Here is an 18,060-nt window from a genome sequence, read left to right as displayed (position 1 = left end):
AAGCTCGCCGCATGAAAACTTTCGATTCCCGAATCCGGATCAGCCGGCGAACCGCGCTGCAATGTCTAGGCGCGGCGGCAATGCTGGCGCCCTTCCCGGCTCTCGCGGCGATGCCGCAAGGCTTCGAGCAGTGGCGCGACAAGTTTCGTGCCCGCGCGCTGGCGAAGGGCATCTCGGAGGCGACATGGAATCGCTGCATGGGCCGGATCGAGCCGGACATGAGCGTCTTCAAGCAGATGCGCAACCAGCCGGAGTTTCACGAGAAGACCTGGCAATACATCAACCGCCGCGTTTCGGACTGGCGCATCATTGCCGGCAAGAAAGCGCTGCGAAAGAACGAGGCGCTGTTCGCGCGGATCGAGCGCGATTTCGGCGTCGAGCGCGGCACGCTGCTCGCATTATGGGGCGTCGAGTCCGCGTTCGGCGATCCCCTGGTGCAGAAGAACCACATGCGGCCGGTATTCCCTTCGCTCGCGGCGCTCGCCTGGAACGAACCGCGCCGACGCCGCTACTGGGAAACCGAACTGATCAACGCGTTGCGCATCGTCAACAAGGGCTGGAGCACGCCCGAGGAGATGCGCGGCTCGTGGGCCGGCGCGATGGGGCACACCCAATGGATGCCCGAGGTCTGGCTCAACGTCGGCATCGACTACGACCACGACGGCCGGGTCTCGCCGTTCGGAAGGCCAGACGACGCGCTGGGCTCGACCGCGCGCTATCTCATCAACCGCGGCAAATATCATCGCGGCGAGCATTGGGGTTATGAAGTGCGCGCAACCGGCGGCGCAAGCGGCAACCGCAGCTACGCCGCGTGGGCGGCCGCCGGCGTGCATCGCGCCGACGGCAAGGCGTTTCCGCAGCCGAACGCCTCGGCCAAGCTCTGGATTCCCGAACCGGGCGGTCCGGCGTTCCTGCTGGGGCCGAATTTCTACGCCGTGCGCAGCTACAATCCGTCGATGAACTATGCGCTCGCGATCTGCCATCTCGGCGACCGCATCCTCGGCGCGCCGCCCTTCATCCAGCCTTTCCCCGGATCAGAGCGCGCGCTCACGCTCGCCGAAGTGCAGGAAGTGCAGACGCGCCTGACCAGGGCCGGCTTCGATACCGGCGGCACCGACGGCCGCGTCGGCAACGACACCATGAAAGCGGTGAAGGATTTCCAGACCCGCGTCGGCCTGCCCGCCGACGGCTACGCCGGACTGCAAGTGCTGGCGAAGCTCCGGCAGGGATTGTAGAGCGTTTTTGATTTTGCGGAATGGCCCACGCAAAGCACTGAGCGCTCCCTCTCCCATTGGGAGAGGGTTGGGGTGAGGGGTTACGGACTATCGTTCGACGTTACCCCCTCACCCGGATCGCTCGGGCGCGAGCGATCCGACCTCTCCCCGGCGGGGAGAGGTGGCGCTGGAAATTCCACTTCCATTCAAATCTGGCAGAGGCCTACCGAATAACCGCCGGCCCCGGATCAGGCACCGCCACATCCATCACGCGCAACTGTACGCGCTCCGCGCCCTGCCAGCGATCCACGGCAAGCGACCCCGCGACATGCAGCGGCTGACCGCGCATTTGCGCCAGCGCGTTGCCGAGCGGCTGGCCGACCGCGCGGAACGCGATGCCGTTCACGATCGCGCCGTCGCCGGACTTGAATCGCATCCGCAGGTGCGCCTGCCCGACCTCGTCGGCATGGATCAACTGGTGCGACGGCAGCGCCAACACCGGTTCGGGATTGCCCGCGCCGAACGGTCCGGCGCGGTTGAGCATCGCCACGAATTCGGGCGTCACCGCGCGCGCGCTGACCGCGCCGTCGATGAACAGTTCGTTGACATGGCGCGACTGTGCGACATCGGCGGCGAGCGCCTTTTCCATGTAGGCGCGGAATTCCGCCAGCCGATCTTTCCGCAGCGTCACGCCCGCCGCCATGGCATGGCCGCCGCTTTTGAGCAGCACGCCGTCGGTCACCGCCTGCCGCACCGCCCTGCCGAGATCGACGCCGCCGATGGAGCGGCCCGATCCGGTGCCGATGCCGCCGGGCTCCAGCGCAACCACAAAAGCGGGCCGGCCGAACTTGTCCTTCAGGCGCGATGCGACAAGACCGACCACGCCGGGATGCCAGCCCTCGGACGCCGTGACGATGACGGAGCCCTTGTCTTCAAGCCCGAGCGAGGCCAGCGCCTCGGCTTCGGCCTGCGCCTCGGCCGCCTGCTCGATCACGCGGCGCTCGGTATTGAGGCGGTCGAGTTCGGCGGCGATGCGCGCCGCTTCCGAGACGTCGCCTTCGAGCAGCAGCCGCACGCCCAGGTCAGCGCGTCCGATGCGGCCGCCGGCATTGATGCGCGGCCCCAGCATGAAGCCGAGATGCCAGGCTTCCGGCGGGCCGTTCAGCCGCGCGACATCCATCAGCGCGGTATGACCGATGTGATCGCGGCGGCGCAGCGCGATCAGCCCCTTGGCGACGAAGGCGCGGTTGAGGCCGGTCAGCGGCGCGACATCGGCGACCGTACCGAGCGCGACGTGGTGCAGCATGTTCAGAAGATCGGGCTCCGGCCGCTCGGGCGTCCAGAAGCCGCGCTGGCGTAACTCGCGGTTCAGCGCGACCAACGTCACCAGGACAAGACCGACGGCGGCGAGATGCCCGAGGCCGGAGAGATCGTCCGGCCGGTTCGGATTCACCAGCGCGTCCACATCCGGCAGATCGTCGCCGCACTGGTGATGATCGATCACGACCACCGACATGCCCTGTTGCCTGGCGACCGCCAGCGGCTCGATGCTGGTGGTGCCGCAGTCCACCGTCACCAGCAGCGTCGCGCCTTTTGCCGCGAGCGCGTTGATCGCGTCGACGTTCGGGCCGTAGCCCTCGAAAATCCGGTCGGGGATGTGGATCAGCGGCGTGAGGCCGCAATGGCGCAGATGCCACGCGAGCAGCGCCGCCGAGGTCGCGCCGTCGACGTCGTAGTCGCCGAAGATCGCGACCGTCTCACCGCGCATCGCGGCATCGGCGAGCCGCTTCGCCGCCGCCTCCATCTGCGTCACGGTGAAGGGATCGGGCATCAGCCGCCGAATGGTGGGATCGAGAAAATCCGCCACCGCGTCGATCTCCACGCCCCGCCCCGCGATCACCCGCGCCAGCATTTCCGGCAGTTGATGCCGCTGCGCGATCGCCAGCGCGCGCGCCGCGCCCCGCGCATCGAGGCGGTCGCGCCACAGGCGGCCCGTGGCCGAATGCGCGACGCCGAGAAAGGCGTCGGGCGCTTCGACCGGAAATGCGGTGGCGGGCAAGGTCATGCTATCGTCCTACCTTGCGATATCGTATGGAATCTAGAGCCGTTCACCACTTGGCTCTGTTCTCGTCATTGCGAGGAGCGGAGCGACGAAGCAATCCAGATGCTTTTAAAACAAGAACTGGATTGCTTCGCTTCGCTCGCAATGACGACAAGCTGCGTTCCCATATGAACTGCTCCAGTGGTCCAATTCTGACGTTCGCATCCCGTTTCAGCGAGCCTTCTTGCGATGTTAGAATTGAAGGACCGCAGGCAAATTGCCGCGACACCGTCGCCGAAATTGGACATGACTCAATCCAGGTGAAATTTATCCAACTGCCGATGCTCGGCCTTGATGCGGCGCACGGTACCCGTCACCGAGCGCATCACCACCGTATCGGTCCTGATCACGTCCTTGCCGAACCGGACGCCCGACAGCAGCGAACCCGAGGTCACGCCGGTCGCGGCGAACACGCAATCGCCCTTCACCATGTCGCCGATCTCGTATTTCTTTTTGGGGTCCTTGATCCCCATTTGCAGGGTCCGCTCGCGCAAGGCCTCGTTGTCGATGATGAGGCGGGTCTGCATCTGGCCGCCGATGCAGCGCAGCGCCGCCGCGGACAGCACGCCTTCGGGCGCGCCACCGCTGCCCAGATAAATATCGATTCCGGTTCGCGGCTCGGCGGTGTGGATGACGCCGGCGACGTCGCCGTCGCTGATCAGGCTCACCGCGGCGCCGACCTTGCGCAGCGCGGCGATCTTGGCGGCATGGCGCGGGCGGTCGAGCAGGATCGCGGTGATCTCGGTCGGCTTGACCCCCTTGGCCTTGGCGAGATTGATGATGTTCTCTTCCACCGGCGCGTCGAGGTCCACCGTGCCCGAGGGATAGCCGGGACCGATCGCGATCTTGTCCATGTAGCAATCGGGCGCGTGAAGCAGCGTGTCGCGCTCAGCCATCGCGATGGTGGCGATCGCGCCTGGCATGTTCTTGGCACACAGCACGGTGCCTTCCAGCGGATCGACCGCGATATCGAGTTGCGGTCCGTGCGTGTTGCCGACTTTCTCGCCGATGAACAGCATCGGGACCTCGTCAATCGCGCCCTCGCCGATCACGACCGTGCCGTCGATCGGCAGCTTGTTGAGTTCGCGCCGCATGGCGTCGACCGCGGCCTGATCGGACGCCTTTTCCATGCCGCGACCGCGCAGCCGCGCCGCCGACACCGCCGCCCGCTCCGTCACGCGCACGATCTCGAGCGTCAGGATGCGGCGGAGCGCCTGCTGCGGCGGAATGGAAATATCTGTCGGCATCGGCTCAACTCTCCTCGGGCGACGCGGCGGGATCCCTCAATTCTTTTCGATGCGGATGACCTGCGGGCGGCCGGTGATGACCTTGTCCGCCCTCACCGCATGGAGCGCGCGGTGCACCGCATCCTCGCTGGTTGCGTAGGTGATCAGGAGCACCGGAACGGGTTCCGCCGGCTTGCCGGCCTCGGTCATATCGAGCTTGCCGTTGGGATGACGCTGGACGATCGATTCGATCGAGATCTTCTGCTCCGCGAGACGGGTGGCGATGGTCGCGGCGGTGCCGGCGAAATCGCGCGCCATCAGGCGGATGTAGTAACCGCCCTCATGGCGCTCCATCGGCGCCTTCTTGGTCGCCTTGAGCCGCGACGCCGGCCGCCCGAACGGCAGCGCGCGGATGCCGCACGCGACATCGGCGATATCGGCGACCACGGCGGACGCAGTCGCAGCGCCTCCGGCTCCGGGACCGACCAGCGTGATCGGCGGAATGCCGTCGCCGTCGATGGTGACCGCGTTGGTGACGCCCATTACCTGCGCGATCGACGAGGTCTTCGGCACCATGGTCGGATGCACCCGCTGCTCGATGCCCTTGGCGGTACGCACCGCGACGCCGAGCAGCTTGACGCGGTAGCCGAGTTCTTCCGCCGCGCGAAGATCCTCCGGCGCGATCGACGAGATGCCCTCGACATAGACCGCGCTCTGCGCGACGCGGGTACCGAAGGCGAGGCTCGCCAGGATCGACAGCTTCTGCGCGGTGTCGTGACCGTCGACGTCGAACGACGGATCGGCCTCGGCGTAGCCGAGACGCTGGGCCTCCTTGAGACATTCGGCGAACGACAGATTTTCGCGCTCCATCCGCGTCAGGATGTAGTTGCAGGTGCCGTTGAGGATACCGTAGACGCGGTTGATCGTGGTGCCGGCAAGTCCTTCCCGCAGCGTCTTGACGACGGGAATGGCGGCGCCGACCGCGGCCTCGTAGTTCAGCGCGCCGCCGTGCTGCTCGGCGAGAGCGGCCAGCCGCAGACCATGCCTGGCGATCAGCGCCTTGTTGGCCGTCACCACCGACTTGCCCGACCTCAAGGCCGCCTCGATCGCCGATTGCGCCGGATCGCCCGCCCCGCCCATCAGTTCGACGAAGCAGTCGATGCTTGGATCGTTCGCCAGCGCCAGCGGATCCCTGGCCCACGCAATGCCGCGCAGGTCGACGTCGCGCTTCTTGGTCTTCGAGCGCGCGGCGACGGCGACCACGCGAACGCCGCGCCCGCAGCGCGCCGACAGCGCCCCGCCCTGCTGCTCGATGAGACGAACGACGGCGGCCCCCACGGTGCCGAGCCCCGCAATGCCCACTTTCAGGGGTGCGACCATGAGGGAAACCTGCTGGAAAAACCGGTGTTGCAAGGGACGATCAAGGCACGATCCGGCCCGAAAGGCCGCAAGGCCGTCCCCGAACCGGCGCCTATCGCCGGTTGGCGAGAGGAACCACGTTGTGCAACGTTTCGATGCCGCTTTCAAGGAAGTGGCGGACGCCGCGGGCGGCCTGGCGGATTCTCTGTTCGTTTTCCACCATGGCGATGCGGACATAGCCCTCGCCGTGTTCGCCGAAGCCGACGCCGGGCGAGACCACGACCCCGGATTTCTCGACCATCAGGGTGGAGAACTGCATGCTGCCGAGATCGCGGAAGCGTTCGGGCAGCGGCGCCCATGCGAACATCGAGGCCTGCGGCGGCGGGATCACCCATCCAGCGCGGCCGAAGGATTCAACCAACGTGTCGCGACGCTTGCGATAGGTGTCGCGCATCTCGCGAATGCAGGTGTCCGGACCGTTCAGGGCCGCCGTCGCCGCCACCTGGATCGGCGTGAACGCGCCGTAATCGAGATAGGACTTCACCCGGGCGAGAGCCGCGATGATGCGTTCGTTGCCGACCGCGAAGCCGATACGCCATCCGGCCATCGAAAACGTCTTGGACATCGAGGTGAACTCGACGGTGACGTCGATCGCGCCGGGCACCTGAAGCACCGAGGGCGGCGGGTTGTCGTCGAAATAGACCTCGGAATATGCGAGGTCGGACAGGATGAAGATCTCGTGCTTCTTGGCGAACGCGACGAGGTCTCGGTAGAAATCGAGGCCTGCGACCTGCGCCGTCGGGTTCGACGGGTAGCAGACGATCAGCGCGATCGGCTTCGGAATGGAATGGATGATGGCGCGCTCGCAGGCGGCGAAGAAATCCGGCGTCGGCGCTGACGGCACCGAGCGGATCACGCCGCCCGCCATCAAAAAGCCGAATGCGTGAATCGGATAGCTCGGGTTCGGGCATAACACCACGTCGCCCGGCGCGGTGATCGCCTGCGCGACGTTGGCGAAGCCTTCCTTGGAGCCGAGCGTGGCCACGATCTGGGTATCGGGATTGAGTTTCACCCCGAAGCGGCGGGCATAGTAGCCGGCTTGCGCCTTGCGCAGGCCGGTGACGCCGCGCGAGGCCGAATAGCGGTCGGTCTTGGGCTTGCCCAGGGTTTCCTTGAGCTTCTTGATGACGTGGGGCGGCGTCGGCAGGTCCGGATTGCCCATGCCGAGGTCGATGATATCGGCTCCGGCGTTCCGTGCGGCCGCCTTGGCGCGATTGACCTGTTCGAACACATAAGGCGGCAGACGGCGGATACGATAAAACTCTTCCATGGCTCCTGGCTCCGGGCCGGATTTGACGAACGATCGGCACGAGGACTACCTCGCCCGACCTGACGGTTCCACGCGTACTCTCGTGCTTGAATCGCAGCAGTCTATAGCGTTTTCGAGCGAAGTGGAATCCGGTTCGCGTGAAGAAAACGCGTCAAATCAGGAATCTAGAGTTTTCACCGTTTCCGTGAAACGGTGAAAAACTCCAACACGGACGCCCTCTCCGCCAGCACTTCGCGTATCGCGGCGCGAACCGGGACCGCGCGCCGGCTTATCTGGCCTCCGAGGCCTGGGCCGCCTGGGACTGGTGCTGGCGCGCGGCGATCAGTTCCTTCTCAACCCTGGCCTGTTCGGCGGGGTCCATCGCCGCCTGCTCTCTCGGCGCGGGAATGTCATGGACCGCGGGGTAGTCCGGCACGTCGGCCGCCCGTTCCGGCGCGTCCGACGAGCCGCCGAAAGGCAGATCCGCGATCGATGTCGAGCAGCCGCCGAGCGAGAGCAAAAGCAGCAGTATCGTGACGACTCCGAACGCCGCGCGGCCAATTGGTCTCATTCCGGATACGCTCACGTCGCCCCATCTGACTTGCGGCATCACGATGCTTGTCTCGCCAGATCGAACCGCGGGTCTAAACCTTGCTCGGAACATGAAGGTTGCCGATGCGCCAGCGCATTACAACCGGCCCATCTGGGCTCATCTATGACATCACCAAGATGTTTTGTCGCACCGCAACACACGGAAACCGGCAATGCTCCCCAGATTATGCCATGATTGCCGCCCGCCAACGCGCGTGACGGAACTTTGAACAACCCCTCAGGTGTGCGGCCATGAGCGAGTTACCTGTCGAGACCAAGGCCGAGGCCAAGCCCCGGTTCGACCCGGACACCTTCGCGATGAATCTCGCGAATGCGATGGAGAGCGGCGGCCGGGCGCTGGCCGCTTACCTCAAGGCCCGCGAGGGCGGCGAGGCGCGCGACGACCGGCCGAACGAGTTCGCCGAGTTGATCAGGACCATCAGCACGGTGGCGGACTACTGGCTGTCGGATCCGAGCCGCGCGGTCGAATTGCAGGCGAAGCTCGGCAAGGCCTATCTGGACCTCTGGGGCTACGCCGCGCGCCGCCTCGCCGGCGAGGAGACCGGGCCCGCCGTGGAGCCGGCGCCGCGCGACAAGCGTTTCGCCGATCCGGAATGGCGAACGAACCAGTTTTTCGATTTCGTGATGCAGGCGTATCTGCTGACGACCAGATGGGCGAACGCGTTGGTTCGCGACGCCGAGGGCCTCGATCCGCACACCCGCAAGAAGGCCGAGTTCTATACCGCGCAGCTCACCAACGCGATGTCGCCGTCGAATTTCGTGATGACCAATCCGGAGGTGCTGCGCGAAACCTTCGCCTCGAACGCCGCCAATCTCGCGCGCGGCATGAAGATGCTGGCGGAGGACATCGCGGCCGGCAACGGCGTGCTGCGCATCCGCCAGTCCGACTCCGGCGATCTCGAACTCGGCGTCAACATGGCGACGACGCCGGGCAAGGTGATCTACCAGAACGAGCTGATGCAACTGATCCAGTATTCGCCGAGCACCGACACGGTGCTGCGAACGCCGCTCCTGATCGTGCCGCCGTGGATCAACAAGTTCTACATCCTCGATCTGAAGCCGGAGAAATCCTTCATCAAGTGGTGCGTCGATCAGGGCATCACGGTGTTCGTGATCTCCTGGGTCAATCCCGACAGGCGGCTCGGCGAAAAGACCTTCGAGGACTACATGAAGGAAGGCCCGCTGGCGGCGATGGACGCGATCGGGAAAGCGACCGGCGAGATGAAAGTGCATACCGTCGGCTATTGCGTCGGCGGCACGCTGCTCGCCGCCACGCTGGCGTGGCTCGCGGACAAGCGGCAGGGGCGCGTGGCGTCGGCGACGTTCTTCGCCGCGCAGGTCGATTTCACCTATGCCGGCGATCTCATGGTGTTCGTGGACGAGGACCAGATTTCCGCGCTCGAACGCGACATGAAACAGGCGGGGGTTCTGGAAGGCAGCAAGATGGCGATGGCCTTCAACATGCTGCGCTCCAACGACCTGATCTGGTCCTATGTCGTCAGCAACTACCTCAAGGGCAAGACGCCGCCGGCCTTCGATCTGCTGCACTGGAATTCGGACGCGACGCGGATGCCAGCGGCCAACCATTCCTATTACCTGCGCAACTGCTACCTGGAGAACCGCCTCTCGACCGGCTCGATGGTGCTCGACAACACCCTGCTCGACCTCTCGAAGGTCAAGGTGCCGGTGTACAATCTGGCCACCCGAGAGGATCACATCGCGCCGGCGGAATCGGTGCTGTACGGCTCGCGATTCTTCGGCGGCCCGGTGCGCTACGTGCTGTCGGGATCCGGGCACATCGCCGGCGTCATCAATCCGCCGTCGCTCGGCAAATACCAGTACTGGACCAGCGACGCCATCGCCAACACCACGCTGGCCGAGTGGATGAAAAGCGCGCAGGAACACAAGGGTTCGTGGTGGCCGGACTGGCACGCCTGGCTGCGCGGCATCGACGCCGAGGTGGTCCCTGCCCGCGAGGTCGGCAGCGCCGCGCTGCCGCCGATCGAGGACGCGCCCGGCAGCTACGTGCGGGTGCGGGCGTGAGGTGATTTAGCCTATCTCACAACTTGAATGACTCGATAGTAGGCGACGTGAGTTTGGGTCTCGATTCGCTTCAGTTTAGAGCCCACAGATATGCGAGAGTCGCAGCAAAGCCGAGCGCGGTTCTGACGGCATGCAGTCGTCCCCACGCCACGAGCATGGCCCTCGATGTTGAACCCGCGTCGGTCTCCGCGATAGCCTTCAGCCTGTTATTTGTCGGCATAATACCGAAGAGGGTATAGGGCCAGTTGCCGAATATAAGCACCGCGCCGACGATCCATCGCCAATCTCCGGCGATCCATGCCGCCAGTAAACCAAACGCTGCCGAGATGGCAGCCAAGCTTGCTTGCATCGTGTAGCCGGCATCATAGCTTGGCTTCCATTGCTTAAGCAGATTCTCGTCATCCAGCACCAAGCGCGCGGGATGCTCCGCGAAATTGATGTAGAAAGCGGCCCCCGTAAACGCGGCGGCAAGAACAAGCGCCACCTGACCGGCAAGCATGAAACCGCTCCTTCTATCTGGCCTCTGTCAAACTCGCATTATCCCCATTTTGGCTGCGTGCGAATGTGTCCGCGCCTAATCCGTCCCCGTATCCCTCAAGCCCAACATCAGCCGCATGTTCTGCACCGCCGCGCCGGATGCGCCCTTGCCGAGATTGTCGAGCCTCGCGACCAGAACGGCCTGCCGGTGCTTGTCGCTGGCGAAAACATGAAGCTCGAGCCTGTTGCTGCCGTTAAGCGCCTCCGGCTCGATCCGTCCGCTTTTCGCAGCAGCGTTGTCCATCGGCATCACCGAAACATAGGTACTGCCCGCGTAACGCTTGGCCAGCGCCGCATGAAGCGCCGCGCCATCGGGCTTGCCCGGCAGCGTATCGAGATGCAGCGGGATCGACACCAGCATGCCCTGCCGGTAGTCGCCGACCGACGGCGCGAAAATCGGCCGCCGCGTCAGGTTCGCATACGTCTGCGTTTCCGGCAGATGCTTGTGCTCGAATCCCAATCCGTAAAGCTCGAACGCCGGCGCGGTGCCGTTCTCGAAACTCTCGATCATCGACTTGCCGCCGCCGGAATAGCCGCTCACCGCGTTGATGGTGACGGGATAGTCCGGCGGGATCAGCCCGGCGTCGGTCAGCGGCCGCAGCAAGGCGATCGATCCGGTCGGATAGCAGCCGGGGTTCGTGACCTTGCGCGCCCCCTTGATCCTGTCCGCCTGATCCGGCGTCAGTTCCGGAAAGCCGTAGGTCCAGTCCGGCGCGACGCGAAACGCCGTCGAGGCGTCGAGCACCTTCGGCGCGTCCGCGCCCATGCCGTCGATCAAGGCGACCGTTTCCCTGGCCGCGTCATCGGGCAGGCACAGGATCACGAGATCGACCTCCGCCATCAGCGCGCGCTTGGCGGCCGGATCCTTCCGCTTGTCGCCGTCGAGGCTTTTGACGACGACGTCGCCCTGCCGGTCCAGCCGCTCACGGATTTCCAGCCCCGTGGTTCCCGATGCGCCGTCGACGAACACCGCAGGCCGGGCGGCGATCCTGGCGCTGGGACTTGAGTCTTTCGCTTTGGTGTCTGCGGCAGTCACGACTTCATCCTTGCATCCCGCGAGCGCGCTCGCTGGCCTGTTCGCCTTGTAATCCAAATGCGACGGCCGCGCGACCACCTCGTCCGACGTCGCTTCGGGTATCCGCTCACGCTCAAACCGCGCGCCATGCCCATTCGACGATCCGCGAGATCAGGTCGCCGAACAGCAGCAACACCGCCGACCAGACCAGGGCGGACGTCCAGTTGGCGATCTGGAAACGCCAGTACGGCATGGCAAAGATTCCGGCGGCGAGCGGCACCGTGGCGCGCAGCGGTCCGAAAAACCGCCCGATGTAAATAGATGGGATGCCCCATCGCTGCACGAAAGCCTGGCCGCGCGGCAGCAGATCGGGATAGCGCGACAACGGCCACATCTCGGCGACGCCGTTTTTGAAGCGGTAGCCGAACCAGTAGGACAGCCAATCGCCGAGCGCCGCGCCGACGGCGGCCGCGATCCAGATCGGCCCGAATTTGATGTCGCTGACGCCGATCAGCGCGCCGATCGCGATCAACACACTCCAGGCTGGAACCAGCAGCGAGATGAAGGCAAGGGACTCGCCGAAGGCAAGCAGCAGCACGACAGGAGCGGCCCAAACCTGGTGATCGCGTACGAAGTCGACCAGGCCGCGTCCGACCTCTTCCATTTAAAACGCCTCTTGCCATCTCCGCCCGTGCCGGGGCTATCTGGAACTCCGCCGTGCCAAGACTGTCGCCGACAGCTAAGCTAGCCGGTGGCGCGACTTCAAGTCACAAAGACGGGTGCATCGGGGCCGCAGGTTTTGGGGCATTGCTGTGAGGAAATCAAATGATCGGGTCGTTGATGATGTGCGTCAGTGTTGTAATCCTGCTGATCGGAATGGTCGCGGGAATGGTCATGGGAATCCAGCAGAACTTTACGCTGGCCCCTGCCCACGCCCATCTCAATCTCGTCGGCGGGGTTCTGCTCTTTCTGTTCGGGCTTTATTATAAGCTGGTGCCATCCGCAGGAAACAGTACGTTGGCCCGGATTCAGGGCTGGCTCCATATCCTCGGCGGTGTTGCACTGCCGGCCGGGGTCGCGCTCACGCTATCGAACCACGGGGCTTATTTCGCGGCGCCTGCGATCGGTTCGGTGATCGTTGTTTTTGCGACGCTATTGTTTGCCGTCGTTCTGTTCCGCGCCGAACGCGACTGACCCCTGCTCTGCCGATGAGGCTACCGTTCACAATTTCACCCTTGTCCATGGCATAGTCAGCGCAGCCGATTCGCCACGAAGCGACGCATGTAATTTTTGAATATTTATGCCCAAACATCTGAAACCAAACGCTAAATCAAAACCATCCAACGATCTGTTCGCCGCTTCCGAGGCCGAGGGCCGTCCCTCCGCCCGCGCCTCAAGCCGCGCATCGGGAGCCGAGGCCGGCTACACCGCCGCCGACATCGAGGTATTGGAGGGGCTCGAGCCGGTCCGTCGCCGCCCCGGCATGTACATCGGCGGCACCGACGAGAAGGCGCTGCACCACCTGTTCGCCGAGGTGATCGACAATTGCATGGATGAAGCCCTGGCGGGGCACGCCACCTTCATCAATGTCGAACTGGCCGCCGACGGCTTCCTCACTGTCACCGACAACGGGCGCGGCATCCCGGTCGATCCGCACCCGAAATTCCCGAAGAAGTCGGCGCTCGAAGTCATCATGTGCACGCTGCATTCGGGCGGCAAGTTCGACTCCAAGGTCTACGAGACCTCCGGCGGCCTGCACGGCGTCGGCGTGTCCGTGGTCAATGCGCTTTCCTCGCGCCTCGAAGTGGAGGTGGCGCGCAGCCAGAACCTCTACAGGATGACGTTCGAGCGCGGCCATCCCAAGGGCAAGCTGGAAGACCTCGGCCGGATCGCCAACCGCCGCGGCACCACCATCCGCTTCAAGCCCGACACCGAGATCTTCGGCGCGAAGGCCGCGTTCAAGCCGCTGCGCCTGTTCAAGATGACGCGCTCGAAGGCGTATCTGTTCGGCGGCGTCGAGATCCGCTGGCATTGCGCCCCCGAACTGCTCAAGGGCCTCGACGACGTCCCGGCGGAAGCGACCTTCCATTTTCCCGGCGGACTGAAGGACTATCTTGCAGCAGCGATCCACAAGGACACGCTGGTGCATCCCGACATCTTCTCCGGCAGATCGGGCCGCAACGGCGCGCATGGCGGCTGCGAATGGGCGGTGGCGTGGACGGCCGACGCCGACGGCTTCCTGTATTCCTACTGCAATACGGTGCCGACGCCGGACGGCGGCACCCACGAGTCGGGCCTGCGCAGCGCGCTGCTGCGCGGGCTGAAGGACCACGCCGAACGCGTCGGCCATGGCAAGCGCGCAAGCTCCATCACCTCCGAGGACGTGATGGTCGGGGCCGCGGTGATGCTCTCGGTGTTCGTCCGCGAGCCGGAATTCCAGGGCCAGACCAAGGACCGCCTCGCCACCGCCGAGGCCGCGCGGATCGTCGAACAGGCGATCAAGGACCCGTTCGATCACTGGCTGTCCGGCAATCCGACGCAGGCCAACCGGCTGCTCGACTTCGTGGTCGAGCGCGCCGACGAGCGGTTGCGTCGTCGCGCCGAGAAGGAAACCTCGCGCAAAAGCGCGGTGAAGAAGCTGCGCCTGCCCGGCAAGCTTGCCGATTGCACCGATACCGCGACCGACGGCTCGGAACTCTTCATCGTCGAGGGCGACTCCGCCGGCGGCAGCGCCAAGCAGGCGCGCGACCGCAAAACGCAAGCCGTGCTGCCGCTGCGCGGCAAGATCCTCAACGTGGCCTCCGCAGGCCGGGACAAGGTCACCGCCAACGCGCAACTCGCCGACCTGATCCAGGCGCTCGGCTGCGGCACCGCCACCAACTATCGCGAAGAGGACCTGCGCTATTCGCGCGTCATCATCATGACCGACGCCGACGTCGACGGCGCGCATATCGCCTCGCTGCTGATCACGTTCTTCTACCGCCAGATGCCGCGCCTGATCGACGAGGGCCACCTCTATCTCGCGGTGCCGCCGCTTTATCGGCTGACCCACGGCAGCAAGACGGTCTACGCCCGCGACGACGCCCACAAGGAGGCGCTGCTCAAGAGCGAGTTCAACGCCAACGCCAAGGTCGATGTCGGCCGCTTCAAAGGCCTCGGCGAGATGATGCCGGCGCAGCTCAAGGAAACCACGATGGACCCGGCCAAGCGCACAATGTTGCGCGTTGTGCTGCTGGCGGACGATCGCGAGGACACGGCGGACTCGGTCGAGCGGCTGATGGGCACCAAGGCGGAGGCGCGCTTCGCCTTCATCTCCGACAAGGCCGAATTCGCCAGCGAGGAGATGCTGGACGTGTAAACCGACCACCGCGCGGAACCATCCGGAGGCATTGTTCAATCATGAGACTGGCACTTGTGATCCTCGGCCTGCTCGCAATTTTGATCGGCCTTGTCTGGGCCGCTCAGGGCGCCGGCGTGTTTCCCTATCCGGCGTCGAGTCTCATGATCGGGCAGACGCGGTGGGTTTGGTATGGCGGCGCGGTGGCGGCCGCCGGCCTGCTGGCGGTTCTGCTGTCGCGGCGGCTGTAATCCGCTTCGCCGTTTAAGGTCGTTTTCGATTTAACTCTGACGCCATTCACGCTTCCGGCGAATGGACATGCTCCGGCCGCACGCCAACGGCGATGAACTTCGCTGTCAAACCCTGCAACCACGGCACCGCGTTGATGATCCGCGCGACCAGCGGTGGCTTGAGCGGGCCGCTGCCCGGCTTCAGCGCCGCTCTGATCATACTGTTCTGCACAAACACCTGCATGGCTTGCGTCATGCGCATCGGAAATTCGCGACGGCGCTGGACGGCGGCAAGATCATCCTCGCTCACGGTGCCGCCGCTCGCGAGCCTGGCCGCCAGGATATTGGCCGTCGCCACCGCATCCTGAACAGCGATGTTGACGCCGACGCCGCCGACCGGCGACATCGCATGCGCGGCGTCGCCGATGCAAAGCAGACCGGGCCGGGTCCATCGCTTGAGACGATTGACCGCGACGGTGAGCAGCTTGATGTCGTCCCAGCTTTTAACGTCCGCGATACCCGGCTTCAGGATCGGCGCAAGCGAGACGACGTCGGAGCGGAACGACTCAAGACCTTTCGCCCTGACCGCATCATATTGGCCTTTGGTGATGGCGTAAGCGCACTGCCAATACGTGCCGCGGTCGAGCGTCACGATCATCTTTCCGGCTTCGACCCGCGCCAGAACGCTCTCCGTTTCGGCGGACTTTCCGGCGCGAAACCACAGTACGTCCATCGGCGCGCCGATCTCCTCGATCTTGAGGCCCGCGCTCGGCCGGATGATGGAATGTCGCCCGTCGCACGCAACCGTCAGTTCGGCCCTGATCTCGATCGCGCCGTTCGCGTCTCTTGCACGAACCCCCGCCACCCTGTCGCCGTCATGAATGAGGCCGGTCGCCTCCGTGCTCATCATCACCTTAAGGCTTGGGAAACGACGCCCCTTGTCCCGCAGGAAATTGAGAAAATCCCATTGCGGCATGAAGGCGATGAACGGATATTTCACGCCGGTGCGGCTGATGTCGGCGACGCGGAGCCGGGTCCTGCCGTAACAGTTGTCGAGCTTTTGCAGCTTGTCGTGCGGAACTTTCAGGAAGTCGTCGATCAGGCCGAGTTCGTCCATCACCTGCAAGGTCGAGGGATGCACGGTGTCGCCGCGAAAATCGCGGAAGAAGTCGGCGTGCTTTTCAAGGACGATCGTATCGACCCCCGCGCGCCCGAGCAGGTAGCCGAGCATCATGCCGGCGGGACCGCCGCCGACGACGCAGCAGCGCGTGGATATCGGGCGGTTTTCGCTCGGACGGGCTGCATCCATACTGATGTCCTCGTTAACCGAAAATCCGGCAGGATGTCGAATATCTCCACGGTCATTCCGCCGGGTTCAAGCGGAAACGGCAAGGTTTTTCGATATCTCCGCCGTTTCTGAATTGACTTTACGCATTTCCACCCTATGTTTCGCGGTAACGCGGCCCGGGATCGAAACGCGATTCCCAAGGTGAGCCGCCCGTCAGCGTAGCCAGAGCCCCCTTCGCTTCTTGAAAGCACGCCGTTAAGGGGTAGAGCGCGACAGCCTTCTACATCCGATTCCGGACGGCGGTGTCGATCAGAGGCTCAATGTCTTTTTCTCATCTTGGTTTGTCCGATAAAGTGCTGGCCGCGGTCGCGGCGGCAGGTTACACCTCCCCTACCCCCATTCAGGATCAGGCTATCCCCCACGTCCTGGCGCGCCGCGACGTTCTCGGCATCGCCCAGACCGGCACCGGCAAGACCGCGGCCTTCGTCCTGCCCATGCTCACATTGCTCGAAAAGGGCCGCGCCCGGGCGCGAATGCCCCGCACGCTGATCCTGGAGCCAACCCGCGAACTCGCGGCCCAGGTCAAGGAGCAATTCGACAAGTATGGCGTGGGCCAGAAACTCAACGTGGCGCTTCTGATCGGCGGCGTCTCGTTCGGCGACCAGGACATGAAGCTGACGCGCGGCGTCGATGTGCTGATCGCAACCCCGGGCCGCCTGCTCGATCACACCGAACGCGGCGGCTTGCTGCTCACCGGCGTGGAGCTTCTGGTGATCGACGAAGCCGACCGGATGCTGGACATGGGATTCATTCCCGACATCGAACGCATCTGCAAGCTGGTTCCGTTCACCCGGCAGACCCTGTTCTTCACCGCGACGATGCCGAACGAAATCCGGCGCGTCACCGATACCTTCCTGCACAATCCGGAGAAGGTGGAGGTCTCAAGGCCCGCGACCACGGCGGCGACCGTGTCGCAATCGCAGGTCGGTTGCGGACGCGAACCGCACGAAAAGCGTGAGCTGCTGCGCCGCCTGCTGCGCGAAGCCCAGGACCTCAAGAACGCAATCATCTTCTGCAACCGCAAGCGTGACGTCGCCATCGTCTGCAAGTCGCTTCAGAAACACGGCTTCAGCGTCGGCGCCCTGCATGGCGACATGGATCAGTCGGCGCGCACCGCCTCTCTGGATCAATTCCGCAAGGGCGAACTGCCGTTGCTGGTCGCCTCCGACGTGGCCGCGCGCGGTCTCGACATTCCCGAAGTCAGCCACGTCCTCAACTTCGACGTGCCGTACCATCCCGACGATTACGTGCACCGCATCGGCCGCACCGGCCGCGCGGGCCGCACCGGCACCGCGATCACGATCGTCTGCCCCGCCGATTCCAAATCACTCGCGGCGATCGAGAAGCTGACCGGTCAGACGATTCCGAAGGTCGACCTTCCGGACCATGAGGTTCGCACGGACCCGACCGACGCGGACATCGGCGCCGACGCGGCGCCCACGGGCCGGCCGGCGCGGTCCCGCCAAACGCGCAGCCAGAGCAGCGAGAGCTATCCACGCAGCGGCAAGCGCGAGGGCGGCAAGCGCGAGGGCCGCAAGCCACGCCGCTCCGGCGGCGACCATCAGAGACACGAGACTCCGGCCGTAACGGCCGTCGCATCGATAGCCGCGCCGCAGCCGCCGTCGATCGGACGCGCGCCCGCCCCGCGACGCGAGGCCGTCTCCGAGCCGGGAGACCATTCCCACCTGCCGGCATTCCTGCTTCGCCCCGTTCGCGCCCGCGGCTGAGC

The 18,060-nt window shown here is 64.9% G+C and carries 15 protein-coding genes; 6 read left to right on the top strand and 9 right to left on the bottom strand.

What is annotated here, in order from left to right; all coding sequences use genetic code 11:
• Nucleotides 1-11 precede the first annotated feature (11 nt).
• Nucleotides 12-1,235: a lytic murein transglycosylase gene (locus tag ACMDCM_RS05290; RefSeq protein ID WP_412772588.1), complete on the top strand. Its 1,224-nt coding sequence runs from the start codon at nucleotides 12-14 to the stop codon at nucleotides 1,233-1,235.
• A gap of 202 nt (nucleotides 1,236-1,437) precedes the next feature.
• Here ACMDCM_RS05290 and recJ read toward each other — a convergent pair whose 3' ends face one another.
• The 5 genes from recJ to ACMDCM_RS05265 all read right to left on the bottom strand — a co-directional run bounded on the left by recJ (nucleotide 1,438) and on the right by ACMDCM_RS05265 (nucleotide 7,819).
• On the bottom strand, nucleotides 1,438-3,279 hold the full coding sequence (gene recJ / locus ACMDCM_RS05285; RefSeq protein WP_412772587.1) for a single-stranded-DNA-specific exonuclease RecJ: 1,842 nt from the start codon (nucleotides 3,277-3,279) through the stop codon (nucleotides 1,438-1,440).
• A 287-nt stretch (nucleotides 3,280-3,566) separates the two neighbouring features.
• A complete protein-coding gene (gene glpX, locus ACMDCM_RS05280) occupies nucleotides 3,567-4,562 on the bottom strand; it encodes a class II fructose-bisphosphatase (RefSeq protein WP_412772586.1) in 996 nt (331 codons plus the stop codon).
• Nucleotides 4,563-4,598: 36 nt separating this feature from the next.
• Nucleotides 4,599-5,921, bottom strand: coding sequence for a homoserine dehydrogenase (locus ACMDCM_RS05275; protein ID WP_412772585.1), 1,323 nt, complete (start codon nucleotides 5,919-5,921; stop codon nucleotides 4,599-4,601).
• Between the two features lie 91 nt (nucleotides 5,922-6,012).
• Nucleotides 6,013-7,230, bottom strand: coding sequence for an LL-diaminopimelate aminotransferase (locus ACMDCM_RS05270; RefSeq protein WP_412772584.1), 1,218 nt, complete (start codon nucleotides 7,228-7,230; stop codon nucleotides 6,013-6,015).
• A gap of 268 nt (nucleotides 7,231-7,498) precedes the next feature.
• Nucleotides 7,499-7,819: a hypothetical protein gene (locus ACMDCM_RS05265; protein ID WP_412772583.1), complete on the bottom strand. Its 321-nt coding sequence runs from the start codon at nucleotides 7,817-7,819 to the stop codon at nucleotides 7,499-7,501.
• Between the two features lie 233 nt (nucleotides 7,820-8,052).
• On the opposite strand from ACMDCM_RS05265, the gene ACMDCM_RS05260 reads away from it, so the two are divergent.
• The gene (locus tag ACMDCM_RS05260; protein ID WP_412772582.1) at nucleotides 8,053-9,864 is read left to right on the top strand and encodes a PHA/PHB synthase family protein; all 1,812 of its coding nucleotides are present in this window, start codon (nucleotides 8,053-8,055) and stop codon (nucleotides 9,862-9,864) included.
• 70 nt (nucleotides 9,865-9,934) lie between these two features.
• On the opposite strand, the gene ACMDCM_RS05255 is transcribed toward ACMDCM_RS05260, so the two are convergent.
• The 3 genes from ACMDCM_RS05255 to ACMDCM_RS05245 all read right to left on the bottom strand — a co-directional run bounded on the left by ACMDCM_RS05255 (nucleotide 9,935) and on the right by ACMDCM_RS05245 (nucleotide 12,080).
• Nucleotides 9,935-10,363 (bottom strand): DUF1772 domain-containing protein, encoded by a 429-nt coding sequence (locus ACMDCM_RS05255; protein ID WP_412772581.1) that lies wholly within the window; start codon nucleotides 10,361-10,363, stop codon nucleotides 9,935-9,937.
• Between the two features lie 75 nt (nucleotides 10,364-10,438).
• Nucleotides 10,439-11,437, bottom strand: coding sequence for an N-acetyl-gamma-glutamyl-phosphate reductase (gene argC / locus ACMDCM_RS05250; protein ID WP_412772580.1), 999 nt, complete (start codon nucleotides 11,435-11,437; stop codon nucleotides 10,439-10,441).
• 112 nt (nucleotides 11,438-11,549) lie between these two features.
• Nucleotides 11,550-12,080, bottom strand: a complete 531-nt coding sequence (locus ACMDCM_RS05245; RefSeq protein ID WP_412772579.1) for a DedA family protein — start codon at nucleotides 12,078-12,080, stop codon at nucleotides 11,550-11,552.
• Nucleotides 12,081-12,241: 161 nt separating this feature from the next.
• Here ACMDCM_RS05245 and ACMDCM_RS05240 point away from each other — a divergent pair, with 161 nt between their 5' ends.
• The 3 genes from ACMDCM_RS05240 to ACMDCM_RS05230 all read left to right on the top strand — a co-directional run bounded on the left by ACMDCM_RS05240 (nucleotide 12,242) and on the right by ACMDCM_RS05230 (nucleotide 15,004).
• On the top strand, nucleotides 12,242-12,610 hold the full coding sequence (locus ACMDCM_RS05240) for a hypothetical protein (RefSeq protein ID WP_412772578.1): 369 nt from the start codon (nucleotides 12,242-12,244) through the stop codon (nucleotides 12,608-12,610).
• A gap of 106 nt (nucleotides 12,611-12,716) precedes the next feature.
• Complete coding sequence (parE, locus tag ACMDCM_RS05235; protein WP_412772577.1) at nucleotides 12,717-14,774, top strand: DNA topoisomerase IV subunit B; 2,058 nt, start codon at nucleotides 12,717-12,719, stop codon at nucleotides 14,772-14,774.
• 41 nt (nucleotides 14,775-14,815) lie between these two features.
• Nucleotides 14,816-15,004, top strand: a complete 189-nt coding sequence (locus ACMDCM_RS05230) for a hypothetical protein (RefSeq protein WP_412772576.1) — start codon at nucleotides 14,816-14,818, stop codon at nucleotides 15,002-15,004.
• Between the two features lie 46 nt (nucleotides 15,005-15,050).
• Here the strand turns inward: ACMDCM_RS05230 and ACMDCM_RS05225 are convergent, their stop codons facing one another.
• Complete coding sequence (locus ACMDCM_RS05225) at nucleotides 15,051-16,292, bottom strand: FAD-dependent oxidoreductase (RefSeq protein WP_412772575.1); 1,242 nt, start codon at nucleotides 16,290-16,292, stop codon at nucleotides 15,051-15,053.
• Nucleotides 16,293-16,591: 299 nt separating this feature from the next.
• Between ACMDCM_RS05225 and ACMDCM_RS05220 the strand changes: the two genes are divergently transcribed.
• On the top strand, nucleotides 16,592-18,058 hold the full coding sequence (locus ACMDCM_RS05220; protein ID WP_412772574.1) for a DEAD/DEAH box helicase: 1,467 nt from the start codon (nucleotides 16,592-16,594) through the stop codon (nucleotides 18,056-18,058).
• Nucleotides 18,059-18,060 lie beyond the last annotated feature (2 nt).

It is taken from the genome of Nitrobacter sp., assembly GCF_047149785.1.
In the GTDB taxonomy this organism is placed as follows: Bacteria; Pseudomonadota; Alphaproteobacteria; order Rhizobiales; family Xanthobacteraceae; genus Nitrobacter.
This window is presented reverse-complemented; position numbering and strand designations above follow the sequence as displayed.